The organism is Bradyrhizobium genosp. P (assembly GCF_049949265.1).
Taxonomy (GTDB): Bacteria; Pseudomonadota; Alphaproteobacteria; order Rhizobiales; family Xanthobacteraceae; genus Bradyrhizobium.
In genome coordinates this window covers 7,079,675-7,105,346 of record NZ_CP188195.1, presented here as the reverse complement: position 1 = coordinate 7,105,346, position 25,672 = coordinate 7,079,675, and the positions used below count along the sequence as shown (strand labels likewise).

At 60.5% G+C, this 25,672-nt stretch carries 27 protein-coding genes; 26 read left to right on the top strand and 1 reads right to left on the bottom strand.

Annotation, left to right across the window (positions count from 1 at the left end; all coding sequences use genetic code 11):
• The first annotated feature begins 46 nt into the window (after nt 1-46).
• The 10 genes from ACP2YO_RS34045 to ACP2YO_RS34000 all read left to right on the top strand — a co-directional run bounded on the left by ACP2YO_RS34045 (nt 47) and on the right by ACP2YO_RS34000 (nt 6,536).
• A complete protein-coding gene (locus tag ACP2YO_RS34045; RefSeq protein WP_426435496.1) occupies nt 47-742 on the top strand; it encodes a glutathione binding-like protein in 696 nt (231 codons plus the stop codon).
• 50 nt (nt 743-792) lie between these two features.
• Nucleotides 793-963, top strand: coding sequence for a hypothetical protein (locus ACP2YO_RS34040; protein WP_426435495.1), 171 nt, complete (start codon nt 793-795; stop codon nt 961-963).
• 47 nt (nt 964-1,010) lie between these two features.
• Entirely contained in the window at nt 1,011-2,126 is a 1,116-nt protein-coding gene (locus ACP2YO_RS34035; RefSeq protein WP_426435494.1) for an SDR family oxidoreductase, read from the top strand.
• Between the two features lie 40 nt (nt 2,127-2,166).
• Nucleotides 2,167-2,916: an SDR family NAD(P)-dependent oxidoreductase gene (locus tag ACP2YO_RS34030; protein WP_426435493.1), complete on the top strand. Its 750-nt coding sequence runs from the start codon at nt 2,167-2,169 to the stop codon at nt 2,914-2,916.
• Between the two features lie 40 nt (nt 2,917-2,956).
• Nucleotides 2,957-4,012 carry an SDR family oxidoreductase gene (locus ACP2YO_RS34025; protein ID WP_426435492.1) on the top strand — a complete coding sequence of 352 codons (1,056 nt, stop codon included), beginning with the start codon at nt 2,957-2,959 and terminating at the stop codon, nt 4,010-4,012.
• Between the two features lie 19 nt (nt 4,013-4,031).
• Nucleotides 4,032-4,514 carry a hypothetical protein gene (locus tag ACP2YO_RS34020; RefSeq protein WP_426435491.1) on the top strand — a complete coding sequence of 161 codons (483 nt, stop codon included), beginning with the start codon at nt 4,032-4,034 and terminating at the stop codon, nt 4,512-4,514.
• Nucleotides 4,514-4,861, top strand: coding sequence for a hypothetical protein (locus ACP2YO_RS34015; RefSeq protein ID WP_426435490.1), 348 nt, complete (start codon nt 4,514-4,516; stop codon nt 4,859-4,861). The genes ACP2YO_RS34020 and ACP2YO_RS34015 overlap by 1 nt, the downstream gene beginning before the upstream one ends.
• Nucleotides 4,858-5,433 carry an alpha/beta fold hydrolase gene (locus ACP2YO_RS34010; RefSeq protein WP_426435489.1) on the top strand — a complete coding sequence of 192 codons (576 nt, stop codon included), beginning with the start codon at nt 4,858-4,860 and terminating at the stop codon, nt 5,431-5,433. Before ACP2YO_RS34015 ends, ACP2YO_RS34010 begins: the two co-directional genes overlap by 4 nt.
• A 318-nt stretch (nt 5,434-5,751) precedes the next feature.
• Nucleotides 5,752-6,138, top strand: a complete 387-nt coding sequence (locus tag ACP2YO_RS34005; RefSeq protein WP_426435488.1) for a hypothetical protein — start codon at nt 5,752-5,754, stop codon at nt 6,136-6,138.
• Nucleotides 6,135-6,536, top strand: a complete 402-nt coding sequence (locus tag ACP2YO_RS34000; protein WP_426435487.1) for a hypothetical protein — start codon at nt 6,135-6,137, stop codon at nt 6,534-6,536. The genes ACP2YO_RS34005 and ACP2YO_RS34000 overlap by 4 nt, the downstream gene beginning before the upstream one ends.
• A gap of 20 nt (nt 6,537-6,556) precedes the next feature.
• Here the strand turns inward: ACP2YO_RS34000 and ACP2YO_RS33995 are convergent, their stop codons facing one another.
• Nucleotides 6,557-6,790, bottom strand: coding sequence for a hypothetical protein (locus ACP2YO_RS33995; RefSeq protein ID WP_426435486.1), 234 nt, complete (start codon nt 6,788-6,790; stop codon nt 6,557-6,559).
• A 125-nt stretch (nt 6,791-6,915) separates the two neighbouring features.
• Between ACP2YO_RS33995 and ACP2YO_RS33990 the strand changes: the two genes are divergently transcribed.
• The 16 genes from ACP2YO_RS33990 (at nt 6,916) to ACP2YO_RS33915 (ending at nt 25,599) form a co-directional block, all read left to right on the top strand.
• Entirely contained in the window at nt 6,916-7,797 is an 882-nt protein-coding gene (locus ACP2YO_RS33990) for a LysR family transcriptional regulator (protein WP_426435485.1), read from the top strand.
• Nucleotides 7,798-7,950: 153 nt separating this feature from the next.
• Nucleotides 7,951-8,229, top strand: coding sequence for a hypothetical protein (locus ACP2YO_RS33985; protein WP_426435484.1), 279 nt, complete (start codon nt 7,951-7,953; stop codon nt 8,227-8,229).
• A 126-nt stretch (nt 8,230-8,355) separates the two neighbouring features.
• The gene (locus ACP2YO_RS33980) at nt 8,356-9,030 is read left to right on the top strand and encodes a peroxiredoxin-like family protein (protein WP_426435483.1); all 675 of its coding nucleotides are present in this window, start codon (nt 8,356-8,358) and stop codon (nt 9,028-9,030) included.
• A 119-nt stretch (nt 9,031-9,149) separates the two neighbouring features.
• Nucleotides 9,150-10,259 carry an alkene reductase gene (locus tag ACP2YO_RS33975; protein ID WP_426435482.1) on the top strand — a complete coding sequence of 370 codons (1,110 nt, stop codon included), beginning with the start codon at nt 9,150-9,152 and terminating at the stop codon, nt 10,257-10,259.
• A gap of 228 nt (nt 10,260-10,487) precedes the next feature.
• Entirely contained in the window at nt 10,488-11,207 is a 720-nt protein-coding gene (locus tag ACP2YO_RS33970; protein ID WP_426435481.1) for an SDR family NAD(P)-dependent oxidoreductase, read from the top strand.
• 77 nt (nt 11,208-11,284) lie between these two features.
• Nucleotides 11,285-12,286, top strand: coding sequence for an amidohydrolase family protein (locus ACP2YO_RS33965; RefSeq protein ID WP_426435480.1), 1,002 nt, complete (start codon nt 11,285-11,287; stop codon nt 12,284-12,286).
• A gap of 85 nt (nt 12,287-12,371) precedes the next feature.
• Nucleotides 12,372-14,000 carry a flavin-containing monooxygenase gene (locus ACP2YO_RS33960; protein ID WP_426435479.1) on the top strand — a complete coding sequence of 543 codons (1,629 nt, stop codon included), beginning with the start codon at nt 12,372-12,374 and terminating at the stop codon, nt 13,998-14,000.
• Nucleotides 14,001-14,197: 197 nt separating this feature from the next.
• On the top strand, nt 14,198-14,995 hold the full coding sequence (locus tag ACP2YO_RS33955; protein ID WP_426435478.1) for an SDR family NAD(P)-dependent oxidoreductase: 798 nt from the start codon (nt 14,198-14,200) through the stop codon (nt 14,993-14,995).
• Complete coding sequence (locus ACP2YO_RS33950) at nt 14,968-15,540, top strand: hypothetical protein (RefSeq protein WP_426435477.1); 573 nt, start codon at nt 14,968-14,970, stop codon at nt 15,538-15,540. The genes ACP2YO_RS33955 and ACP2YO_RS33950 overlap by 28 nt, the downstream gene beginning before the upstream one ends.
• Nucleotides 15,541-15,997: 457 nt before the next feature.
• Nucleotides 15,998-16,855: a haloalkane dehalogenase gene (locus tag ACP2YO_RS33945; RefSeq protein WP_426435476.1), complete on the top strand. Its 858-nt coding sequence runs from the start codon at nt 15,998-16,000 to the stop codon at nt 16,853-16,855.
• Nucleotides 16,856-16,998: 143 nt separating this feature from the next.
• Entirely contained in the window at nt 16,999-19,812 is a 2,814-nt protein-coding gene (locus ACP2YO_RS33940; protein WP_426435475.1) for an FAD-binding and (Fe-S)-binding domain-containing protein, read from the top strand.
• Nucleotides 19,813-19,830: 18 nt separating this feature from the next.
• The gene (locus ACP2YO_RS33935) at nt 19,831-20,766 is read left to right on the top strand and encodes a dihydrodipicolinate synthase family protein (protein WP_426435474.1); all 936 of its coding nucleotides are present in this window, start codon (nt 19,831-19,833) and stop codon (nt 20,764-20,766) included.
• A gap of 36 nt (nt 20,767-20,802) precedes the next feature.
• Complete coding sequence (locus tag ACP2YO_RS33930; RefSeq protein ID WP_426435473.1) at nt 20,803-22,041, top strand: MFS transporter; 1,239 nt, start codon at nt 20,803-20,805, stop codon at nt 22,039-22,041.
• A gap of 12 nt (nt 22,042-22,053) precedes the next feature.
• Nucleotides 22,054-23,295, top strand: a complete 1,242-nt coding sequence (locus tag ACP2YO_RS33925; RefSeq protein WP_426435472.1) for an FAD binding domain-containing protein — start codon at nt 22,054-22,056, stop codon at nt 23,293-23,295.
• Nucleotides 23,296-23,311: 16 nt separating this feature from the next.
• Nucleotides 23,312-24,571: an LVIVD repeat-containing protein gene (locus tag ACP2YO_RS33920; RefSeq protein WP_426435471.1), complete on the top strand. Its 1,260-nt coding sequence runs from the start codon at nt 23,312-23,314 to the stop codon at nt 24,569-24,571.
• Nucleotides 24,568-25,599 carry a Gfo/Idh/MocA family protein gene (locus ACP2YO_RS33915; protein WP_426435470.1) on the top strand — a complete coding sequence of 344 codons (1,032 nt, stop codon included), beginning with the start codon at nt 24,568-24,570 and terminating at the stop codon, nt 25,597-25,599. Before ACP2YO_RS33920 ends, ACP2YO_RS33915 begins: the two co-directional genes overlap by 4 nt.
• Nucleotides 25,600-25,672: the final 73 nt, after the last annotated feature.

Here is a 25,672-nt window from a genome sequence, read left to right as displayed (position 1 = left end):
GGAGACATTGGAGGCGCGTTGCATCGGGCGCACAAGGAGACTGAAGATGATTGAGCTCTATTACTGGCCGACGCCGAACGGCCACAAGATCACAATGTTCCTGGAGGAAGCCGGACTGGACTACACGATCCACCCGGTCGACATCAGCACCGGCGATCAGTTCAAGCCCGATTTCCTCGCGATCTCGCCGAACAACCGCATGCCAGCGATGATTGATAGCGCACCCGCTGACGGCGGCGAATCGATTAGCGTGTTCGAGTCGGGCGCCATCCTTTTGTATCTCGCCGAAAAGACCGACCGCTTCCTGCCGAAGGATGTACGCGGCCGCAAGACGGCGGCGGAGTGGCTGTTCTGGCAGGCCGGCGGCCTGGGGCCGATGGCTGGACAGAACCACCATTTCGGGCTCTACGCGCCGAGCAAAATCCCTTACGCGGTTGATCGCTATGTCAAGGAGACAAACCGCCTCTACGGCGTGCTCGATCGTCATCTCGAAAACCGCAAATTCATCCTTGGCGACGGCTACAGCATCGCCGATATGGCTTCCTATCCCTGGGTCGTTCCCTGGAAGCGCCAGCAGCAAAATCTGGACGATTTCCCGAACCTGCGGCGCTGGTTCGACACGGTGCGAGGACGTCCCGCGACGCAGCGGGCTTATGCGAGGGGCGAGCCGTACTCGAACCGCCCGGCAGTTACGGAAGAAGGGAAGAAGATCCTGTTCGGACAAACAGCGCGCAGGGCTTAGGTGGGCTGACGAACGAGGCGAACACGTCTTAATGGCGGAGGAGAATTGCGATGAAATCGTCATCCGAACAACTGCAGGCGCCCGAGCGCCGGTCCATCGATCAGAGCAAGATTGCATATCAGAAGCCCCAGCCGACTGGCATGGTGCCGGATGTGTTCGTCGGCTCCGCGATCGATCTTGACGCCGAGAAGTGGCTCGAGGCTAACGCAACGTCCGCTTAGCCACGTTCACGTGTAGCGCTCCTCATCACACAACGAGGTTTGGAATCATGAGCACGACCAATCAAAGCAAGATCGTTCCGAAGAAAGTGCTGGTCACAGGTGCAAGCGGACTACTGGGGGTCGCCGCGATCGAGAAGTTTCTCGCCGCCGGCTGGGAGGTGGTTGGCGTTTCACGCCGCAAGCCGGCGCTGCCCAGCGGCCGCAATATTGACTTTCTGTCGGTCGACTTGCGGGACGAGGAAAAAAGCCGCGCCGCGTTCGAGCCGCTGACCGACGTCACGCACATCGCCTATACGGCTCTGCACGAGAAGCCTGAACTGGTCGCCGGCTGGTCGAGCAAGGAGCAGATCGACACCAACAATGCCATGCTGCGCAACGTGGTGGAGCCGATCGTGCGGAGCGCCTCCAATTTCCAGCACGTCAGCATCCTGCAGGGAACGAAGGTATACGGGGTGCACTTGCACCCGATCCCGATCCCGGCCCGCGAACGTGACGCCCGCAAGGATCACCCGAACTTCTTCTTCGACCAGGAAGCCTATGTGGGTGAGACGGGCGCCACGCACGGCTTCAACTATACGGCTCTACGGCCGCAGCTCGTCACCGGTCCCACCCCGGGCGCGTTGAACGTTATCCCCGCTATCGGCGTCTACGCGGCCATCCGCCGCGAGAAGGGTGAGCCGTTTGGATTCCCCGGCGGTCCGTCGTTTGTCTGGGAGGCCGCCGATGCAGACCTAGTCGCGGACGTGATGGTCTGGGCTGCGCAGTCGCCCCAGGCGGCGAACGAGGCTTTCAACATCACCAACGGCGACGTGTTCGAGTGGCGCAATGTGTGGCCCGGCATCGCCGAAACACTGGGCGCCAAGACCGGACCGGACACGCCGACGAGCGTGACGGCCTACATCGCTGAAAACGCCGGCGTCTGGGACAAAATCGTCGCAAAACATGGTCTTCACTCGCGGGACCTGCGGGGACTGGTTGGCCAAGGGGACCAGCATGCGGATTTCGCGTTCGCTTACGGTGCCCCGGCGGGACCTCGGGCCTTCGTGAGCACCGTTAAGCTGCGCCAGGCCGGGTTCACAAAGACAATGGATACCGAGGTCTCGTTCCGCAACGCACTACAGTCGCTGATCGACCACAAGCTCCTGCCGCCAGCCGCGAAGTAGTCCGGATGGCGTCGATATCTTAGTCGGAAGGGAGAGAATGATGCAAAGTTTGCAGAACAAAGTCGCTGTCATAACTGGCGGCAGCAGCGGCCTCGGGCTCGCGACGGCCCAGCGGTTTGTGAAAGAAGGTGCTTTTGTCTACATCGCTGGCCGCCGCCAGAGTGAACTCGATATGGCGGCCGCTCTTATTGGAGATGGTGTAGGGACCATTCGAGGGGACGTGCAGAATTTCCAAGATCTCGATCGGCTCTATGAGCGAATCAAGAGAGAGAAGGGAAAGATCGACATTCTGGTTGCAAACGCGGGGTTCATTGATCCAGAACCGCTGGTCGACGCGACGGAAGAAAATTTCGACAAGACCTTCGGCATCAATGTGCGCGGGCTTCTCTTCACAGTCCAGAAGGCACTGCCTCTCTTCCGGGACGGCGGCGCCATTATCCTGATTTCGTCCATTGCCGCGTTCAAGGGCATTCCCCGCTACACTGCTTACAGCGCAACCAAGGCCAGCGTTCGCTCGTTTGTGCGCACGTGGACGGCCGAACTCAAGGACCGTGGCATCCGGGTCAATGCGATCAGCCCCGGGGCGATCGACACGCCCATTATCGACGCGCAGGCGGCAACGAAGGAAGGCGCTGACGCGATACGGGCGAGCTTTACTGCTGCCACTCCGCTCAACCGCCTTGGTCGCCCCGAGGAGATTGCTGCCGCAGCGCTGTTCCTGGCTTCCGACGAGAGCAGCTACATTGCCGGCGCCGATCTCGTCGTCGATGGCGGCCTAAGCGCGCTTTGAGCGTGCCAACGAAGTTTAAGTTGTAAGCGGGAGGCTCGATATGACGGACAGCGGCACTCACCGCGTAGCCCTCGTCGCGGGCGGCAGCGGCATTGTCGGCCACTCGGTGGCGATGGAATTGAAACGACAAGGCTGGATCGTGCGTGCGCTTGCGCGCCGGCCGATTGCCGAGATCGAGACGATCACTGTCGATCTCACCAATGGGGATGCGATCGCGGCCGCGGTCAGGCCCGCCAATGACACAACGCATCTGTTTTACGCGGCTCTGAATCCAGACCCCAACCTGTCCGTTGAAGCCGAGCGGAATGGGCAGATGCTTGGAAACCTATTGGATGGCCTCACCACAGTGGGGGCGCCGCTAAGGCGGGTCGTCAGCTACGAGGGGTTCAAGATCTACGGCATACATCTTGGCGCCAACGTTCGGACGCCGGCCAGAGAAAGCGATCCGCCACATATGCCGCCCAATATCTACCTTTCGCAGCGGACACAGCTCAGGACGCGTGCATCGAGCGCCGACTGGGACAATGTTGCGCTCATTCCGGATGTCGTGGTGGGAGATATCTTCGGCAATCCGATGAATATCGCGTTGGTGGTCGGTGTCTTTGCCGAGTTGTCGCGCGAACTGGGTATCCCGCTGCGATTTCCGGGTACTGATACGGCCTACCAGCAACTTGTTCAGTTCACGGATGCGGGCCTGCTTGCGAGGGCAAGCGTGTGGGCGGCCACGGAGGAGAAGGCCTCGGGTGAAGCCTTCAATGTCACTAACGGTGACGTCTTTCGCTGGGAACGGATGTGGGAGGACATCGCCCGGCATCTCGGTCTCGACGTGGCAGCGCCAGTTCCCTTAAAGCTTGCGCAGCATATGGCTGACAAGGGGTCGGTCTGGAAGCGCATCGCTGAACGGCACGATTTGGTGCAGCCGGATCTATCAAAGCTTGTCGGATGGCCATTTGGCGATTTCATCTTCCATACCGAGACGGACGTCATCTCGGACGTCAACAAGATCAACGAGTTCGGATTTACCGAGCGGATGGACTCGGCAAAGTCGCTGATCGCGGCTGTCGATAGCCTGAAGCGTCAAAGGGTCTTGCCTTGAGGATGTATCGAGACTGACCATGCCACTCTTCGTCACAATTGCAACCGGTGCGAACGGGGCAGGTTACGGAAAGGTTCTTGCCTTTGCCGACGACGGCAAGCCGATCGGCGTCTTCGGCGACGATTCAGATATCGCCGATCCTCGTGGGCTCGGGCTCTATCGGGTTGACAAGTTGCTCTTCGTCAACAGCGGTTCAAACCGAATTGTCGCGCTCGACCGCGCCGGAGTGGTCGTGCGGGCGAGCAAAGCCGTCGACGGACTAAATCCCGGCGGCGGCAATTTTGGGCCGGACGGTCGCTATTATGTCGGTTTGCGCGGCGAGCGCACCATCATGGCGTTTACGCGCGAGCTCAACAGCGCGGGCGAATACGTCCTGCCGCCGCACATCGTTCCGTTTCCGCGCGGTTTTGCTTTCGGGCATGATGGCCGGCTTTTTCTCGCCTCCGGCGTCGGACCGGGCGGCGCGACAACACCATTCTGGCGTTCGAGTCCGATCGCCTGATGCTAACGTCGTGGAAGGTTAAAGATCCAGAGCTCAGCCCGCTCGACCTCGCGATCGCACCAAACGGCAATATTGTGGTAAGCAGCGAGCATCCGTTCGGCGCAACGAATGCGGTGACTACGGTTCGCGAATATGACCACGCTGACGGGCGTCTCGTGCGGGTCTTTGTGCCAAATCATAGTGTGCGGTTTCAGAAGCCGCGGGGCCTACGCTTTGGGCCGAACACCCGACTGTATTGTGTGGCTCAGGACGAAGTCGTCGCTTTCGACTTCGAGACAGGAGATTGCCTCGGCGCCGTTGCCAGGCTGCCCGGCCTGAACGGCCAGGCCGTGATCTTCTTTCCATGAGCTTAGCCGTTCGCAAGGAGGAGAGCCTAATGAAGCTCGATGGTGCAAGCAAGGCCGCGTTGCCTGGGCAGTTTGTGCATAACGAATGGCCGTACGAGCCAAGATTCAGGCGAGTCAATGGCTGGCGCATGCACTACATCGATGAGGGAGCCGGCGACCCCGTGGTTCTCTTGCACGGCAACCCCGCGTGGGGGTTCCTCTACCGGAAATTCGTGAAGCCGCTTACGGCTGCTGGCCGGCGCGTGATCGTCCCGGACATGGTTGGATTTGGCCTCTCGGAAAAGCCCGTCCGCGAACAGGCGCACAGTCTTGACGGTCACATCGCAAACCTGACCGGCTTGCTCCGGCAACTCGACGTTCGCAACGCGACCGTGGTTTGTCACGATTGGGGCGGGTCCGACCGGTCTTGGCTTTGCACTTTCAAATTCCAACCGCGTCCGTGCGCTCGTGATCATGAGCACCTGGGCGTAGCCGCTTCCCGCGGCCCAGTTCCACAAGCGGATATTTCCGTGGCGCATGATGCACGCGCCCCTCGTCGGCCCATACCTTCTTGGCCGGCACAAGCTACCTAAAACGACGAATTTCGAGCCAGCCCAACATGAGACGCCAGCGGTACACGAAGTGCAGCGCGCCCATATCGCTGGAGAACCAAATCCCGTTCCATTTGTAGAGGGGCATATCGAACCAACGCGCGATGTCGGTGAAGCCGCTCGCGCTTGTTCTTGGTCTTCCGCACCAGGATCGTGCGCTCCTTGTAGCGCAAGGCTTCTATCCCGGCGGCGATCTCTGCCGCATTGAAATGCAAATTCAGGGATGAGTGTCACCACAAACCAGGCGCGGCTAGCCGTGCGCGCTCGCATCGAGGGCGCAACGCGCTGGCTGGCCGTGGAATGTATCTGTCGCTGGTTGACAGGAAGAGATTTCGCGATGAGGCGCAGAATGTTTACGAGGGCATTCTGCCCGATCCGGGATCTCGCCTTCTCACATGGACCTGGCCGCGCTGGATCCCGCTTGACGACACTGCACGTGGTCTCGAGCGGTTTCAATGGCTCGAACGTGAGTTAAAGGAGTCCAAATTCCCCTCGCTGCTGGTTTGGGGACGGGAAGATGAGGTCTTTGACCACAAGACATTCGCGGCGCGCTTCAAGGAGCTGTTGCCGCACGCGGAGGGCCCTGAGCTGGTCACCGGCCGTCACTTCCTTCAAGAGGATTCGGGGGCCGAGATCGCGCGAAAGATCAACGACTTCCTCGATCGCATTGACAGGAGCAAGCCATGACCGAAGTCGAAGTCATCGAGAAGCCCAGCCACGTAGGAAAGAGGACGGCCCTCGTACTCGCGGAAGATCGCGTCGGCCATTGCCCGGAATTTCGGGAATTTTTCATTCGGCGCTTCTCGCTCGATACCGGTGGCCCGTCGCGGCCGGGCTATGTCCGCGCGCCTTCCGGGATGATCTACCTGCTTGTGTTCGTTGGTCGCAGCGGAGAACTTTTTCCCGACGGAATCGAAATTTACGCGCTCGCCGACGCATTGGAGCCCTTGAGCGACGAAGATGTCGATACCGATCTCTGGGCGTTCCTGAACTGGATGATCCAGGGCGTTGGCGGCGAATGGAAGGTTGAGGACCTAGATGCAACTGGCCGATTGTATCAGCTCCCGTTCGTGTCCCGAGGCTGACAGATCTGCGGACTGCTTGCTCATCCCCTCCCGTGGAAGATGCAGCGCACCAACACTTCCAGATGCGGCGCGGCGAGCACCATCAGCGTTGCAAAGGCGCTGCCTGTCACAGCGTAGGCATAGAGCGCATCCGCAATGGTCAGGTTGAGCGTCCGTACCGCTCCGGCGATAAGCCTTTTCGTGCGCGGTCTGGAGCGGAAAGCAGCTGACGGGGCCTCACGGCCGTCGGCGTGGGATTGTCTGTAGTGCGTCATCAGTCGTCTCCATCCTCGCCCAGGCACCGCTTGGGTCGCGAGAAGACATGGCCAATTTTCCGCTGCCGTGGCAGACAGGACCGGGCAATATCGCTCATTCCCAGGAAGAATAGGGGAGAACAAGGATGGATCGCCTAGCTTCGATGGAGACTTTCATCCGGGTGGTTGAGACGGGATCCTTCTCGGGTGCCGCGCGGCAGCTTCGCGTCGGGCAGCCGGCGGTCTCGAAGACGGTCGCGCAACTCGAAAACCATCTGGGCGTCAAGCTGCTCACGCGCTCGACGCGCGGACTGACGCCGACCGAAGCGGGGCTCGGCTATTTCGAACGCGCCAAGCGCGCGATCGAGGAGGCCGACGAAGCGGAACTCGCCGCGCGCGGCGCCGGCACCGGGCTGAAGGGACGGCTGCGCATCTGCGCCGCCGTCACATTTGCTCGCATTCACCTCATTCCCCTGTTGCCGCAATTCCTCACACAACACCCGGACCTCAATCTGGAGGTCGTGCTCGACGACCGCCAGATCGACCTTGTGCAGGAGGGTATCGATCTGGCGCTGCGAATGGGAAAAATGGTGGACTCGGCGCTGACGGTCCGTCGCATTGGTCGATGCAAGCGACTGGTGTTGGGTACCCCTGGCTACTTCGAGGGCGCCGGCACCCCCGCAACGCCTGCCGATCTCAGCAAGCATCAGGCTGTCGTGTATCTGCAGGGCGAAGGCAGCGTATGGTCGTTTCGGCGTGATAGTTCTGAAGCGACGGTCAAGGTTCAAAGTCGATTGAAGGTGACCGCGGCCGAAGGAGTTAGAGCCGCAGTGCTTGCCCATGCTGGGCTTACCATTTCATCCGAATGGATGTTCACCCCGGAACTCCGCTCGGGCGCGGTGCGCGCGGTGTTGTCGGAATGGACTCTTCCGCCTCTTGATCTGTGGGCGGTATTTCCGAGCGGGCGTGGCGCGACGGCGAAAGCACGGGCCTTTGTCGATTTCTTCGAACGCAGCTTCAACCCGTGACAAAGAGTTAATGAGGCGGCGGCTTCTGCGGCACATGAGACAAACGAGCATCTATTCGATCCCGCCCGGCATTCAGCGTCTTGGCGCGGTCAGTCAGGGTGACACCACAAGCGGAGCTGCTCATCTCGAGCCCGCGAGAAGGAGTGTCACACCATGTCCAACTCGAACAAGAATCATCCGGCGAACGTTGCCGTAGCACTTGTTGCCGGCATTGCCCTGTTCGGTCTGCTCTCGCCTGCTGCGGCGTTCGATCAAAACAACCCAGCCGTTCTGACCTCGCATTCGCCTTGGCTTGCGCCGACCGGTCATCGGCAGCCGACCAGAGCCGAGGTTCCCGTTCCCCAATACGAGCTCCTGTCGGCATGGGAGCGCCAGCAACAGGATCTCGATGTCGAACTCGATCGCAAGCTGGTCATCTGCCGTGGCTGCTGAAGTCTTTATTCCAGAGCGGAATAGGGTCTAGTCCAACGGCCTCGCTACCCTCCATGTCGGTCTCCTTTAGGTTCTTCCGCGTAAGTCCGATCCATCAGCCCCCGCGAAACCAAGGGAGACCTGCCCATGTCACTGCAAGCCAAACTCGATGCCTTCAAAGCTGATTTCGAAGCCGGCAAGCCGCCTTACAACGTTCCTCACTCCGTGATCGAGACCATGCATCGCGCCACTGCCGAGTTGATCGCCTCCGGCGCCGCCAAGCGCGCCAAGAAAGCCGGCGACGTGGCTCCGACCTTCTCGCTGAAGGATCCCGAAGGTAACATCGTCAGTTCAGATGAGCTTTTGAAGAAAAGCCCGCTCGTTGTCAGCTTCTATCGCGGCGTGTGGTGCCCGTACTGTAACATGGAGCTGCAGGCACTGGAGGCCGCCAAGGCGGAGTTCAACAGGTATGGCGCCTCGCTGCTTGCGATCTCGCCGCAGACCGCGCCGAACAGCCGCAAGTCGGTGCGTCAGAACAAGCTCTCTTTCCCAATTCTGTCGGATGCGAAGGGTAAGGTCGGCGCCGCGTTTGGCCTGCGCTTCGAGTTGCCCGACTATCTGATCGAGCTCTACAAGAGCCTCAAGAACGATCTGCCGACGTTCAACGACGATCCGAGCTGGACCCTGCCGATGCCGGGCCGCTACGTGATCGGCCAGGACGGCACGATCCTCTATTCCGAAGTGAACCCCGATTACACGCGTCGGCCTGAGCCGGAAGACATGATCCCGGTGCTGCAGCGGGCTGCCGCCATCAAGGCCTGACAGCGGCAAGAAAGCAGGAAGCGCGACTGCGATCCCGTCGCACTTCCCGAGAGACGGCCGATGGGGCGCCACATCCAGCGACCATCGGCCGGTCGTCGTCAACCCTGAAGGAGATAACCATGAGCAAGCTGTTCTCATCGATCAAGATTGGTCCCTACCAACTCTCCCACCGTGTCGTGATGGCGCCGCTGACGCGTATGCGGTCCGATCCGGGCGACATTCCAAGCGACCTGATGATCGAGTATTATTCCCAACGCGCATCGAAGGGCGGCCTGATCGTTTCCGAAGCGACCCCGGTCTCGATCCGCGGTTACGGTTATGCCGGCGCGCCGGGCATCTATTCGGATCGTCAGATCGAAGGATGGCGCCGCGTCACCGATGCTGTTCATGCCAGGGGCGGCCGGATCTTCCTGCAACTGTGGCATGTCGGTCGGCAGTCGCATAGCGATCTGCAGCCGAACGGCGAGCCGCCGGTCGCGCCGTCCGCAATCGCAGCAGAGGGCCATGCCTACACCCAAAACGGCGAAGTCCCGTTCTCTATGCCGCGCGCGCTCGCGCTGGAGGAGATTCCAGGGATTATCGAGGAATTTCGTTCCGCCGCCGAGCGCGCGCTGCGCGCCGGTTTTGATGGCGTCGAAATTCACGGCGCGAACGGCTACCTGCCCGATCAATTCCTCCAGGACGGCACCAACAAGCGCACGGACGAATATGGCGGCCCCATCGAAAACCGCGCGCGCTTTCTCCTGGAAATTGCGCAGGCCGCGATCTCCGTCTGGGGAGCCGATCGCGTCGGCGTGCGCCTCGCACCGAGCGGCACTTACGGCTCGATGTCGGACAGCGATCCGGTCACAACGTTCGGTTATGTGGTAGGGAGGCTCGATCGCCTCGGCATCGCCTACCTGCACGTGGTCGAACCGCGGATCAAGGGCATCGAAGAGATCGCCAAAGGCCAGGCTCCGATCGCCGCTCAGCATCTGCGGCAAAAATTCAGCCGCGCCTTGATCGCGGCCGGCGGATTCACCGGCGAGAGCGCAGCGGCCATTGTCGCGGCGGGCGACGCGGATCTCGTCGCGTTCGGGCGCCACTTCATCTCCAACCCTGATCTGCCCGAACGGCTCCGGCGCAATTTGCCTTTGGCCCGCTACGACCGCTCGACGTTCTACGGTGGCGACGGGCGAGGCTACATCGACTATCCGACCCACACCCAAACGGCGCCGGCAGCAGTCTGAGGCCGGACAAGAGCTGTGGCGTGCCAGCCTCTGGCGCGCCACACCAGTCGCGCACTGTCTCATCGTTGAAGAGAGATAAGCGCTGCGGTGCGCTGCTGGTGAGATATCAGGCTCGCTACTTCGGATGATGGATCGCGAGTGATAGGTCTTATTCCTAACTGGAATGGAGACTTTTCTCCGAAGCGGACTAATGTTGCGCTCGACCGTTCATCAGGCAGAGGCCAACAAATGAGACTGAAAGATAAAGTTGCAATCGTCACAGGCGGCAATCAGGGCATCGGCCGTGCTGTCGTCGAACTGTTCGTCAAGGAAGGGGCAAAAGTCGTGGTGGGCGATTTGGGTGAGCCGAAAGAAAAGTTCGGGCCCAACGTTGAAGGTATGCGGCTTGATGTCACCAAGGAAGACGAGTGGAAGAAGCTCGTAGAGGCGACGGTTGCGAAATACGGTCGCATCGACGTCCTCGTCAACAATGCGGGTATTCTGACATATGAGCCGATCCAAGAATGCTCGCTCGAGTCGTGGAATCGGACGATTGCCGTCAACCAGACCGGCCCGTTCCTCGGCATGAAGTCCGTCGTCCCAACCATGCGAAAGCAGAAAAAGGGATCTATCGTCAACATCTCTTCTATCTGGGGCACAATCGGCGCGCCAGGCGCTGCTGCTTACCATGCTTCGAAGGGAGCCGTGCGCACCATGACCAAGAATGCCGCGCTGACCTATGTTGATGATGGTATCCGTTGTAACTCAATTCATCCCGGTATCACCGAGACGCCTATGGTTGCGGCCCAAAGTCGGGAGCTCAATGATCTGGTCGTGTCGGGCACCCCGATGAAGCGCATGGGCAAGCCCATCGAACTCGCCTACGCCATCCTATATCTCGCAAGCGACGAAGCCAGCTACACGACCGGCGCTGAACTTTATGTCGACGGCGGGTTCCTCGCGATCTGATCTTCTTTCAGGTCAACGACAGCAGCGTTGAGCGGGTGCGCTCAGCGAGCGCGAAGTGTCTGCAAAGGAGACCCACCTTGGCAATTGTCGTGAGAGAGGACTGGCTGTCCCATACGCGGGAGGAAATCGTCGAGCCGTCACGCCGCGTCATCGACCCGCACCAGCATTTCTTCAGCCAGAATCCAGCCTTTCCCCGCTACGACCTAAGGGACCTGTGGCGGGACACAAACGGACATCGGATACAGAAAACCGTCTTCCTGCAATGCTGGGAGGGTTATCGGACGGACGGCGCAGATGAACTCAAGCCGGTTGGCGAGACCTACTGGGCGGATGGGATAGCGCGGGAGTCGCACAAGGATCCAATGAAGGCCCAGGTTTCTGGAATCGTGGGAACAGCCGAGCTGCGCCTGGGCGCCAGGGTTAGGGAAGTGCTTGAGGCGCATAGGGCTGCCAGCCGGCTATTCAGGGGAATCAGGCAGATGGCGCCCTGGGACGCCTCGCCCGAGGTGATGTCCCTCGACGATGTTGAGGAAGGCAGAATTTTCCTGAACCCGAAGTTCAGAGAAGGCGTTGCCGTCCTCCAGGATATGGATCTCGTTTACGAGACGTGGATCTACCATCCGCATATCGAGCATTTGATCTCTCTGGCTCGCGCCCAGCCAAAAGTCAAAATCGTTCTCGACCACATGGGGTCACCGCTCGGGGTCGGCCCCTACGCAGGCCGCCGTGCCGAAGTGTTTCAGGAGTGGTCGAGGGACATCAGCGAGCTGGCGGGATGCAGCAACGTGACATTGAAGCTCGGCGGCCTCCTGATGCCCTGGCAAGGCTTCGGTTTCGAGGGGCGCCCGCGACCACCCACGTCGGACGAGATCGTCAAAGAGCAGCGTCACTATTACGAGCACGCGATCGAGGCCTTTGGCTCCAAGCGCTGCATGTTTCAAAGCAACTTCCCGGTAGAAAAAAACGCGGTCTCGTACGACGTGCTTTGGAATGCCTTCAAGAAGATCGCCACAGGCTGTTCGGAAAGTGAGAAAGACGACCTGTTTTTCAGTACCGCGGCGACCGTCTATCAGCTTTAGCGGCCGATCCTCCGGCCCCGCAGTAGCTCAGGAGACACGTCTCCTTCATCACAACCGATCAACCGCAATTGAAGTGGGGAGATTCATGGCAAACAGAAGAATGTCAGGCGCTGCATCGAATGTCGACTTTGATGTCATTGTTGTGGGCGCCGGCTTTGCCGGCCTCTACCAACTGCACAAGCTGCGCAAGCTCGGATTGTCGGTGCGTGTGATCGACGCGGGCGCCGACATCGGCGGCATATGGCATTGGAATTGCTACCCTGGAGCCCGCGTCGACACTCACGTGCCAATCTACGAATATTCGGATCCGGAGCTTTGGCGTGACTGGAACTGGACACAGCAATATCCTGACTGGCAGGAGTTGCGGCGGTATTTCGACTACGTCGATACGAAATGGGATCTAAAAAAAGATGTCCAGTTGAACAGTTGGGTGCGGGCGGCGACCTACGTCGAGAACGACAACATTTGGGAGCTGCGGATCAACGACGACCAGATCATGACGGCCCGCTTTGTTATTCTCGCAACCGGCACCAGCTCGCCACCGTACACCCCTGAGATTGAAGGCGCCGAAACTTTCAAAGGCCAGATGCACCATACCGCGCTCTGGCCGCAAGGAGGACTGAGTTTCAAGGGCAAGCGTGTCGCCGTGGTCGGGACCGGCGCAACGGGCGTGCAGGTGGCGCAAGAGGCGGCAAAAGTCGCGAGGCAGCTAACCGTCTTCCAGCGAACGCCAAACACCTGTCTGCCGATGGATCAACTTCAGTTCACCGACGAAATTCAAGCGGAGCGGAAGAAGGACTATCCGGCCAGATTTGAGCGGCGCGCGCATACTTTCGGCGGTTTCGATTTCGGTCTTATTGAGACGGCTGGCGCTGATGCGACGCCGGAGGAGCGCCAGGCTACCTGGGAGCGCCTTTGGAGCACTGAGGGCTTCACATTCTGGCTGGGGAACTACCACGACATCTTCTCCGACGAGAAGATCAATGCTGAAGCCTACAGCTTTTGGCGGGACAAGGTACGCGCGCGAATCCGAGATCCAAAAATTGCGGAGATGCTCGCGCCGACCGTTCCGGTTCATCCATTCGGCGTGAAGCGGTGTTCGCTTGAAAACGGCTTCTTCGAAATTTTCAATCAGGACAACGTCACGCTCGTTGACCTTCGCCGGACCCCGATCACGAGGATTACGCCGAATAGCATCGTCACGGCCGAGGGCGAATTTGAAGTCGACATCATCGCAATTGCAACCGGGTTCGATGCGGTCTCTGGCGCGATCAGGCAGATGAAGATCTCTGGCGTCGGGGGGCTGACGATGAACGAATACTGGAAAGACGGGATTCGTACCCAGCTTGGTCTGTCGGCATCAGGCTTTCCCAACTTCTTCTGGCTCTATGGCCCTCAAAGCCCAGCGGGCTTTTGGAACGGACCAAGTTCAGCTGAATATCAGGGTGAGATACTGCTGGCACTCTTCGAGCACATTCTCGACAATGGCTATGCAAAATGTGAATCGACGAGGGAGTCCGACGCCGCCTGGGCGCAGTTCGTCGACGATACCGTCCAACAGAGTCTGATACCGAAGGCCGACTCCTGGTACATGGGCGCCAACATTCCCGGCAAGCGTCGAGAGAGTCTTAACTTCACAGGTGGCGTTCCGTTGTATTTGGAGAAGTGCAAGGAGGCCGCTGATGGCGGCTACGCCGGCTTCGTTTTCTTGTAGCCGGTTTTGGTCTCGGAGCTATTGCTTGCTGGCTGGGGGCGTGGGCGATCAGGCGCCGCCAGACCTGGGCGAGACCGAAAGGCCACTCGCGGCTCTTGGAACGATCACGAAATGTGATTGCTGCCCATCCGGGGCAGTGAGCGGGATGCCCCGACGGGCACCCGTAAGGCTCATCTTGCTCAACAGGGAGGGAATCTATGCCAAAGCAACTGCAAGGCCGAAACATCATCGTCACGGGTGCCGGTAACGCAACTGGCATTGGGGCCGGACTAGCCAATGGGCTGGCCGAACGGGGAGCAAACGTCACCGTTGCCGACATCAACGAAGAGGCGGCAAGGAAAACCGCCGGCGACATTGCGGCAAAACATGGTGTCAAGACCATCGCCGTCAAGGTCGATGTCGTGAACCGCGCAGAAGTGCAGGCAATGATCAAAAGGACGGTTGACGCGTTCGGTCAACTCGACGCTATGTTCAACAATGCCGGCATCATCGAACATGCGACCTTTCTGGAGATGACCGAGAAGAGCTGGCGGAAACTGATGGACGTCAACGGCATGGGCGTCATGATCGGTATCCAGGAAGCCGCCAAGCAGATGATTGCGCAGGGCAAGGGTGGCAAGATCATCAATACGAGCTCGATCGCGTCGAAGCAGAGCTACCCAGCCTTTGCCCACTATTGCGCATCAAAGTGGGCTGTGGCCGCACTCAGTCAGGCGGCTGCGCGACAATTCGCGGAACACAAGATCAACGTCAATTGCATGGGGCCTGGCGTCGTTAAAACGACGATGTGGGATCAGCTCGACCGGGAATTCATTGACAAGGGTCTGACCAAGGAGCCGGATCAAGCGATCACCGAATTCAGTGTCGGTATCCCGCTCGGTCGATACTCGATCCCCAGAGATATCGTCGGCATCGCGGCATTTTTGGCGTCTCCAGACTCCGACTACATGACAGGTCAGAACATCCTATGCGATGGCGGCATGGTGATGATGTGAAGGGCAGGCGAATTAGGCTGGTACTCAAGCCGAACGGCCAGCCGCCGGTCTTGCCGTCAGCGATCGCGGCAGAAGGCCATGCCTATACCCAAGACGGAGAAGTCCCGCTCTCGATGCCGCGCGCACTTGCGCTGGAGGAGATTCCAGGGATTATCGAGGAATTTCGCGCCGCCGCCAGGCGCGGACTGCGCGCCGGCTTTGATGGCGTCGAAATCCACGGCGCGAACGGCTACCTGCCCGATCAATTCCTCGAGGACGGCACCAACAAGCGCACGGATGAATATGGCGGCCCGGTTGAAAATCGCGCACGCTTCCTCCTGGAAGTCACTCAGGCCGCGATCTCCGTCTGGGGAGCCGATCGCGTCGGCGTGCGCCTCTCGCCAAGCGGCACCTATGGCTCGATGTCGGACAGCGATCCGGTCGCGACCTTCGGGTATGTGGCAGGTAAGCTCGGTCGCCTCGGCATCGCCTATCTGCACGTGGTCGAACCGCGCATCAAGGGCATAGAAGAGATCGCCAAGCGTCAGGCTCCGATCGCCGCCTAGCATCTGCGGCAAAGATTCAGCCGTACACTGATCGCGGCGGGCGGTTTCACCGGTGAGAGCGCCGGGCCATTGTCGCGGCGGGCGACGCGGACCTCGTCGCCTTCGGAGCTGTGGCGCGCCAGGGGAGGGCGCGTCAACCCGGTGGCGCACTATCCACCAGCTGAAAGAGAGATCGGCGGCCTGCGGGTGTGCTGCTGCATTAGGCTCGCCTCTTGGAATCTCAGAGAGTGATAAGCCTTATTCCTAAGCGGAATGGAGACCTTTTCACCGAAGGGCGTTAGTCTCGCGATCGTTCGTCAGGAAAAAGCAAATTCGAGTTTTCAAACGTGGGCGTTATGGAGCCTCACTTCGATGAGCCATGACTTGAACGCGGAGATGTCCAGCAGCTTACTTTGCTGCACCACACGGAGAGACAATGATGGCTGACCGGCATAGTGCAAAGCACATTGAATACGACATGAAACGACTGCCTGTGCTTGATGCCGAGATGGCCTATGTCGACGTCGGACAAGGAGACCCAATAGTTTTCCTTCACGGCAACCCGACGTCCTCCTACATGTGGCGCAACGTTATTCCGTACGCGCTTCCATTTGGTCGCGTGCTGGCGCCCGATCTGATCGGTATGGGCCAATCCAGCAAGTCACCGCGCGCTGCCTATCGATACTTCGACCATGTCGCCTACCTCGACGAGTGGTTCGACAAGCTGGGCTTGACCAGCAATATTGTGCTCGTGATCCAGGATTGGGGTGCAGCGCTCGGCTTCGACCGTGCCTCGCGTTATCCCGACAGCGTGATTGGGGTTGTCTACATGGAGGCGATGGTCCGCCCTCGACTGTGGACCGACATGCCGCCAGAGCGTCAGCGAATATTCCGCTCCCTGCGCGGACCCGAGGGAGAGACGATGGTGTTGCGCGACAATTACTTCGTCGAGAAGATGTTGTTCGAATACGGTGTCATTAGGAAGCTGACCGACGAAGAAAAAGCGGTGTACGCGGAGCCGTTCGCGACGCGTGAGTCGAGGCTGCCGACCCTCGTCTTTCCCCGTGAGATTCCATTCGACGGCGAACCCGCCGACATGTTCGATCGGGTCAAGTGTTACAGCGAATGGATGGGCGCCAGCAAGAATCTTCCCAAGCTCTTCATCAACGCCGCGCAGGGTCACGGAACGGCCGGCGCCGCTCGCGAGCATTGCCGCCAATGGCCAAACCAGACCGAGGTCACGGTCGAGGCCAAGCACTATGTGCCAGAGGATTGTCCGCATGAGATCGGAGCGGCGCTGGTCGAGTTTCTGAGACGGATTCGAGGCGGCGCATGAACCAGAATTGGAAACCTCTTCAGGAGGCGCTGGGTAACGCGCTCGGTGCGGCAGTCCGTTTCGACACCGCGCATAGGGCGGTCTATGCGTCCGACGCCTCCAATTACCGACAGGTGCCGATCGGGGTTGTCGTGCCGCGCTCCATGGACGACTTCCTGAAGGGGGTGGCCATCTGTCACGAAAATCGGGTGCCGTTGCTCGTCCGTGGCGCCGGCACGTCGATGAGCGGCCAGACTGTCAACATGGCCGTGGTTTTCGATCTGTCGGCGTTCTGCAACCGCATTCTAGAACTCGATCCGATTACAAAGAGCGCAACAGTCGAACCGGGAGTCGTCTGCGACTCGCTACGCGCGGCGGCCGAGCGCCATGGCCTAACTTTCGCGCCTGATCCCTCGACCCATAGTCGCTGCACGCTCGGAGGAATGATCGGCAACAATTCTTGCGGCGCCCACTCGGTAATGGCCGGCAAGACGCTTGAGAACGTCCGCGCTCTCGAGATCATGACCTACGATGGAGAGCGATTTTGGGTCGGGCCGACGACCGAAGAGGAAATCGAAGCGATCATATTGGCTGGGGGACGCAAAGGTGAGATTTATCGGGATCTTAAAGAGCTGCGGGACCGTTATGCCGACCTGATCAGGAAGCGGTTTCCGCCGATCAAGCGGCGCGTATCCGGCTTGAATCTAGATCAGCTTCTTCCGGAAAACGGGTTCAATCTGGCTCGCGCGCTCGTCGGGACCGAAGGCACCTGCGCACTAATCCTCAAGGCAGCCGTAGATCTTGTCGTCAGTCCTCCCCACCGAGTTCTGCTCGTTCTCGGCTTCGATGATATCTACGTCGCCGCAGATGCGGTTCCGGATTACGAGCGCTTTCGTCCGATCGCCGTCGAAGGTCTCGACCGGATGATCATTCGGGGCCTCCAGGCGCGCGGTCTCGCCCAGGCCGAAATCGATCTATTGCCGTCCGGGGATGCCTGGGTCGTCCTCGAATTCGGAGCGGATACGGAAGGCGCGGCGGTCGAACAGGCGGAGAGAGCCGCCGCTTACTTCCATACCAGGCCGCACGGTCCACGGCCGAGCACGAAAATTGTGACGGAGCGGGCCATGCAACAACGGATCTGGTCGATCCGGGAAAACGGCGCTTCGGCTACGCAGTTGTCGATCGATCCGGCAATTCCGGACCCGCAGGTAGGGTGGGAGGACGCGGCGGTCGATCCGCATCGATTGGGAGACTACCTCCGCGCTTTCGATGCGCTCGTGAGGCGGTACGGATACCGGACCTCTCTATTCGGCCATTTCGGCGACGGTTGTGTTCACGCGCGCATCACGTTCGATCTTCGGTCGAAGCAAGGTGTCGAGAAATACAGAAATTTCGTGCGGGAAGCTTCCGAGCTCGTCGTCGCTTTCGGCGGATCGCTTTCGGGCGAGCACGGGGATGGTCAAGCAAAGGGCGAATTCCTCCCGATCATGTTCGGCGACGAACTGCTCGAGGCGATGCGCCGGTTCAAGCGTATTTGGAATCCCGATGGCCTCCTGAATCCCGGCAAGGTCGTCGACGCCTACCGCGTCGACGAGAACCTTCGCGCCGGCCCTGATTACAAGGTCGTCCCGATCTCGACGCACATGACGTTCCGGAGCCAAGAAGGCGACGGATTTCAGCGCGCGGTCGAGCGGTGCGTCGGCATGGGAAAGTGCCGGGCGACGAAAGGCGGGACGATGTGCCCGAGCTTCCGAGCTACAGGTGAAGAGCGCTATTCGACCCGCGGCAGGGCCAGGCTGCTGTGGGAGATGCTGCAGGGGAACGTGGTCCGGGACGGCTGGACAAGCGAGGCCGTAAAGGAAGCGCTGGACACGTGTCTCAGTTGCAAGGGCTGTCGCAGCGACTGCCCGACGCATACCGACATGGCGTCTTACAAGGCGGAGTTCCTGTCCCGCTACTACGAACGTAGATCGCGTCCCCGTCAGGCATGGTCAATGGGACGCATCGGCGACTGGGCTCCACTGGCCGCAGCGATGCCCCGTCTCACGAACTTCATGACGAATGCGCCGCTACTTTCGTCCGTCTCGAAATGGGTCGCCGGCGTCGCGAACGATCGGAATCTTCCGAAATTCGCCAAAACCGGTTTTCGCCGCTCGTTCGTCGCGGATCGGCCGGCCGACGTCCACGGCAAACCGACGGTGATCCTCTGGCTGGACACGTTCTGCGACAACTTCCAGCCGGAGATCGCCGAAGCCGCCGTTGCCGTCCTTCGGGATGCCGGCTTCGAGCCAATCCTGCCAAAGCGGCATCTGTGCTGCGGGCGTCCGTTGTACGATTTCGGCTATCTTGAGCTCGCGAAGGCCAGGCTGCGGGAGATCGTTGACGTTCTGTCGCCGATGTTGGAGGTAGACCAGGAGCGGCCAGTCGGCATCGTGGGTCTCGAGCCCGGATGCCTGTCCGTGTTCAAGGACGAATTGCCCAAGTTGTTTCCCGACGATCCTCGGGCCCAGCGCATCTCGCAGAGCGTCGTGCTATTGGGGGATTTTCTCCTCGCGCACGACTACGAGCCACCGCCGCTGGACGTCGAAGTGCTCGTTCACACGCACTGCCACCAGAACTCGCTGTTCGGCAGTAGGGGCGACCGCGCGATGCTCGAGAGAGCCGGCGCCCGGACGACTTGGCTCGATAGCGGCTGCTGCGGAATGGCCGGTTCGTTCGGCTTCAATCCCGACCATGCCGAACTCTCTCGAGACGTCGCCGAATTGGTTCTGGCGCCCGAGGTGCGCAAGCAGCCTGCCGACACCGTGATCCTCACAAACGGTTTCAGTTGCCGCGAACAGGTCAAACACATGACCGGGCGTACCGCCGTGCACTTGGCTCAGATCCTGGCCATGGGACTCCCGCGAAGCGATGCCGCGATCGAACGTCCGCAGGCAAGCGAGAGTTCAGCGGCGAGCACCGTCGAAAATGTGGTCTGAACGAGGGAGGAGGAAGACGTGTCGAGACGAAGAAACAGAATAACCGGCGTTCTTGCGCCGGTGCTCACTCCCTTCGATCACGATCGCGAGCCTGATTTTGCGGCTTTCCTGGCCCACTCTCGGTGGCTGCTCGTCAATGGCGCCGGCCTGGCGATCTTCGGGACGAATTCCGAGGCCGCTTCACTCAGCACCGACGAGCGGATCGGTCTGACCGACGAACTGCTCGAGGCCGGCATCCCGGCGGACAAACTGATGCCCGGAACGGGTGCCTGCTCTGTGAAGGATGCCGTTCGCCTGACAAGGCATGCGGTGAAGAACGGCGCAGCAGGGATGCTGATGCTGCCGCCCTTTTACTTCAGGAATGTCTCAGAGGAGGGCGTCTTCTCGTATTACGCGGAAGTCATCGACGCCGTCGCGGAACCAAACTTCGCTATCTATTTGTACCACATTCCGCAAATCACCCACGTGCCGATCACGCTGTCGCTGATCGAGCGGCTTCTCAAACGGTATCCTCGCGTGATCGCCGGCGCGAAGGATTCCTCCGGCGATTGGGCCAATTCGAAGGCGATGATCGAGAACTTCGCTAAGGACGGGTTCGACGTATTTCCCGCGAGCGAGGTCTTCCTGTCGGACTCGCTGCCGATCGGCGGCGCGGGCTGCATTAGCGCGACCGTGAACGTCAACCCCGCCGCGATCAGCCGCCTGTTCCGCGCGTTGGATGGAGATGGGCCGAGCCACGAAACGCGAGCTTTGCAGGCGCGAGTAGACGAACTGCGGCGGACGTTCCAGTCGTTCGAACTTATTCCAGCCATGAAGGCCGCCTTGGCGCATTTCTCCGGCCGCGAGGCCTGGAAGATCGTGCGGCCGCCGCTCGTGCCGCTAGGCCAGTCGGCCGAGACCGATCTTCTGAGGAAGTTGGCGTCGCTGAAGTTCGAGATGCCGGCCGAACAATAAAAAACCGAAAACATAAAAATCTGGAGGAACGAAACGATGATGACGAACGAAGCCTTATCTCCACCGATGGTGGAGTCCGACGCGAGATCGTCGAGCATGCGCCAGGCGGTCGGCCTGGTTCTGCTGCTGGGCGTCTCGTACATGTTCAACGCGATGGACCGTCAGGTCTTTCCGGCGCTGCTCGGCAGCATCCGCGCGGAATTCGGCCTCACGCTTCCGGAAGCCGGCTTCGTGAGTACTGTCTTCACGGTTAACGTGGCGATTTTCGCAGCCCTGAGCGGCTGGTTCATGGCCAAATTGGGACGCCGTCACGTCCTTTTGGGCGGCCTCGTCTGCTACTCGCTTTTCACTCTGCTGACGCCGTTCGCCACCGGCTTCGTCAGCTTGACCGTTTTGCGGGCGCTTACGGGCGTCGGGGAAGCGCTGCAAGTAGGCGCCGTCTTCGCCTGCATGGGGGCCTATTTCGGTGCGCGGCGCGGCGCGGCCATGGGCGCGATGCAGACCTTTTTCGGTTTGGGCGCGTTCCTCGGGCCCGTTCTCGGGACGCGGCTCGAAAGCTGGGCGAATTCCTGGTCGGTTTCGTTCTATGCCTACGGAGTGGCCGGGATCGTCGTGGCCATCGTCGCTGCAGTCGTGCTTCCGCTAGAGTTCACCGACGCCGGCCCAACCCCGTCACTCGCACGGGACGCCGAGAAACCTACCGCATCGATCTGGACGCGCAATCTCATGCTCAGCGCAGTGTCCTTCGCCGGCGTTGGGTTCTCGTTCTTCTCGTACTCGGCGCTCTACGCGAACTACGCCCATACCGTGCTCGGATTCTCGGTGATCGATGCCGGCGCGGCGCTCGGCATGTACGGCATCGGGGCCATGCTCGGCGTCTTCGGCGGTTGGCTGGGCGACAAGATGAGCAACAGGAGCATCGTCGGTGGCCTGCTTCTGATGGCCACCGCCGGATACATCCTGTTCGACGGCCTCCCGCAATTCAGACTTCACTTGCTGCTGTCGCTGGTCTTTGGCCTGACGATGAGCGGGTTCCTGTTCACGCGGTTCATGTCCGTCGTTCAGCGGAGCGTGGATCCGAGCCTGATCGGCTACGCCGGAGCCGTCGCTCTGGCGGCATTCTATATCCCGGGGCCATTCGCCGGCTGGCTCTTCGGCAAGCTGGTGGAAACCGCCGGATGGTCGACCGCTTCGCTTCTGGTGGTCGTCGGACCACCGTTGCTCGGGGTCGTTCTGATGAGCCTGTACGATTTCTCCAAGATGCGGAAAGAATAAGGGAGCTTCACGATGACAAGGACAAGCGGTTCTTCATCTCCGCGCCGCGCGATCGTGATCGGCGGCTCCATGTCGGGTCTATTCGCCGCCTCGCTGCTGCGCAAGGCCGGCTGGGAGACGGACATCTACGAGCGCAGCGACGTCGAGCTTCGGGGACGTGGCGCAGGGATCGTGACCCATCCCGATCTCATCCAATCGCTGGAACGGAGCGGCGCGCAACTGACTGACCTCGGCGTCACGGTGCACGAGCGCGTCGCTCTGGATTCGGAGGGCAACGTGATCGAACGGCTGCCGTACGAGCAGATCGTCACCTCGTGGGACCGATTGCATCAGATCGTGCGCGCCACGATCCCGCACGGTACGCACCATCTGGGCTACAATCTCAAAACCATCGAGCAGACGGCTGATTCCGTTACGGCGATCTTCGAGAACGGCGAGCGTGTGACCGGAGACATCCTCGTTGGTGCCGACGGCTTCCGCTCGGTCGTGCGGAACATGTTCGCTCCGGAAATCCAGCCGACCTACGCGGGCTACGTGGTTTGGCGCGGTCTCGCCGACGAAGGGCTGATTTCGAAGGGGGCGCACGAGGCGATCTTCGACAAGTTCGCGTTCTTCCTGCCGCCCCACAACAAGAATATCGGCTATCCGATCGCCGGACCGGACAACGACCTCCGTCCCGGTCATCGCCGATGGAATTGGGTCTGGTACCGGGCCGTAGCCCAGGCCGAATTGAATGAAATGCTGGTGGACGAGGACGGCGTCCATCACGCCGTCTCGATCCCGCCGCCGAAGGTTCGAGGCGACGTCATCGCGCGCCTCAAAGAGGACGCTCGGAATTTCCTTCCTCCTCCAATGTGGGAAATTCTCTCGCGGGTCTCCAAACCGTTCTTCACGCCCATCTACGACCTTCTCGTCGATCGGATGGTCTACGGCCGCGTCGCGCTGATCGGCGATGCGGCTGCGGTAGCCCGACCTCACGTGGGCATGGGTATTGCCAAGGCCGGTACCGACGCCGAGGTATTGGCTGATGCGCTCTCAATCAGTCCAGATTTGTTCGAAGGCCTTGCCCAATTCGAACGCGAACGTCTGCCCATTGCCGGCAAAGCCGTGGCGCAAGGCCGAAGCCTCGGAGAATACATGTTGGAGCAGGGATCTCCTGGAGAGGGCGCAAAGAGCGAGCATTGGCGCGAGTTCCACAGCATCCCTGGCATACTCAAGCATACCGCGTCGTCCGCATTCCTTTACTCGGCATAGGAGCTTCGGTAGGAACATGAGAAGTCAAGATATTCCGGTTGCCGAGCTGGCGCGCAACATGCGGGTGATCGGGCATACCGATCAAGGCGGTCGTCCGGACGGCGTCCAGCTTATGGTCCATCGCGGATTCGCGTACATCGGCCACATGTTCTCAAAGGGCTTCAGCGTCATCGACGTAAGGGACCCCGCGCTGCCGAAGCCGGTGCAGTACGTGCCTGCGGCTCAGAACACCTGGAACATCCACCTCCAGACGCACGAGGATCTCCTTCTTGTAATCAACGCCAAGGACATGTTCGCGGCGGCGGAGTTTCAAGACGAGAAGGCGTACTACAAGGGCGAGATCGGGCGGAAAGTCGGTACGGCCGACGTCGGGAAGCGGGCGCGCGATTGGCGGGCGGGACTTGCCGTTTACGACATCTCGCGCAGCGAGGCGCCGCGCGAGATCGGCTTCATGCCGATCGACGGCGGCGGTATCCACCGGCTTTGGTACACGGGCGGGCGCTGGGCCTACGCGTCGGCTTTGATAGACGGCTTTAGCGACTACATCTTCATCACGATCGATATGAACGATCCCACCCGCCCGAAGGAGGCAGGACGCTATTGGTTGCCCGGCATGAACGTCGGAGCGGGGGAAGCCGGGGGAGCGGATCCCACGCGGCGGCAGGGCCTGCATCATCCAATCGTTCACGACGACACGGCCTATCTAGCCTGGCGCGATGCCGGACTGGTCATCCTGGACGTCAAGAATCGCGCTGAACCCAAGCTGATCGCGCACAAGAATTGGTCGCCTCCGTTCGGCGGGGGAACCCACAACTGCCTGCCTTTGCCAGACCGCCATCTGCTCGTGGTGCTCGACGAAGCTGTGCTTGATCATCAAGAGGACGGTGAGAAGCTCATCTGGTTGTTTGACATCCGCAAGCCGTCCAATCCGGTGAGCATCTCGACCTTCAAGTCGCCCGCGGACGTCGACTATAAGGCGAAGCTGGGACATTTTGGTCCTCACAACCTTCATGAGAACCGACCGGGAAGCTTCGTGAGCTCCGAACTCGTCTTCACGACTTATCAGAACGCCGGGGTACGGGTGTTCGACATCCGCGACCGGTACGCGCCTCGAGAAGTCGGCGCCTTGGTCCCGCCGGCGCCGGTCAGTCTGGTCGATACCCGTCCAGGTAGGCCGAAAGTCATCCAGTCTGCGGACATTTTCGTCGATGCTTCGGGCATTATCTACAGCACCGACTACAACGGCGGGCTGTACGTGATGGAGTTCAACGGATGACGTCGTGGACGAAGCGAACAAATGGCCCGAAACATGCGGCGATCGTGGGACTTGGCTGGTGGGGTCAGCACATACTGCGGCAAACGACCGGCTCCGAGATCGTTCGCGTGGTGCGGGCGGTGGGAAGCCGAGACGAGCATCGGGCGCGGGCGGAAAAGTATGGGGTAACCTTCACGACGGACTTCGCTGGTGTGCTCGCGGATCGTTCTATCGACCTGGTGATCCTCGCCACGCCGCATGCGGAGCACGCCCGACAGATCGAAATGGCGGCCCGAGCGGGCAAGCACGTCTTCTGCGAGAAGCCGGTCGGACTTTCCGTGGAGGAAGTACGTCGTTCGATGAACGCGTGTCGCGCCGCAGGAATCCGCCTCGGCGTCGGGCATGAACGACGTTTCGAGCCCGCGATGGAAGAACTGCGGAAGTTGGTGGTCGACGGATCTTTCGGTACAATCATGCACGTCGAAGCGGAGTTTCATCATGACAAACTGCGCGGTATCGCCGGCAATAATTGGCGGGTGAGCGAGCAGGGTGGCGTACCGCTTGCGATGACGGCGACGGGCATTCACTTGACTGACCTCTTTATCGATCTGATCGGTCCGATCGAGACGGTGACGGCGTTCCCGGCAACCCGCATGGCGAGCACAGGCTATGACGATACGCTATCGGTGCATGTCGGTTTCGCCTCGAAAGCGACGGGGTACTTCAGCACCGTGCTCGCCACGCCATTCTATTCGCGCTTAACGATCTTCGGGAGCGAAGCCTGGGCGGAAGTCCGCGACGGATCCCATCCGGACGAAGCCCGTCCGAGCACGCTTGCGGTTCATCACCGCGACTCGGCCCCGATCGTCACAACGTTGCCGGGCAGGGATGCCGTTCGCGCCAACCTCGAGCAGTTCGCGCTTTCGATCGATGGCGAGGCGCCCTACCCGTTCACCGAAGAGCAGATCGCAGGCAACATTGCAGTCATGGCGGCCGTTTCGCGATCCATGGAGACCGCCCGAACCGTATCCCTATCCGAGATGCTGTAGGATGCGGTCCGGCGTGCGGGCCTGTGTATCGGCGTGGGGGCCGGCTGCGATCGGCGCTGGGGTCCCATTATTC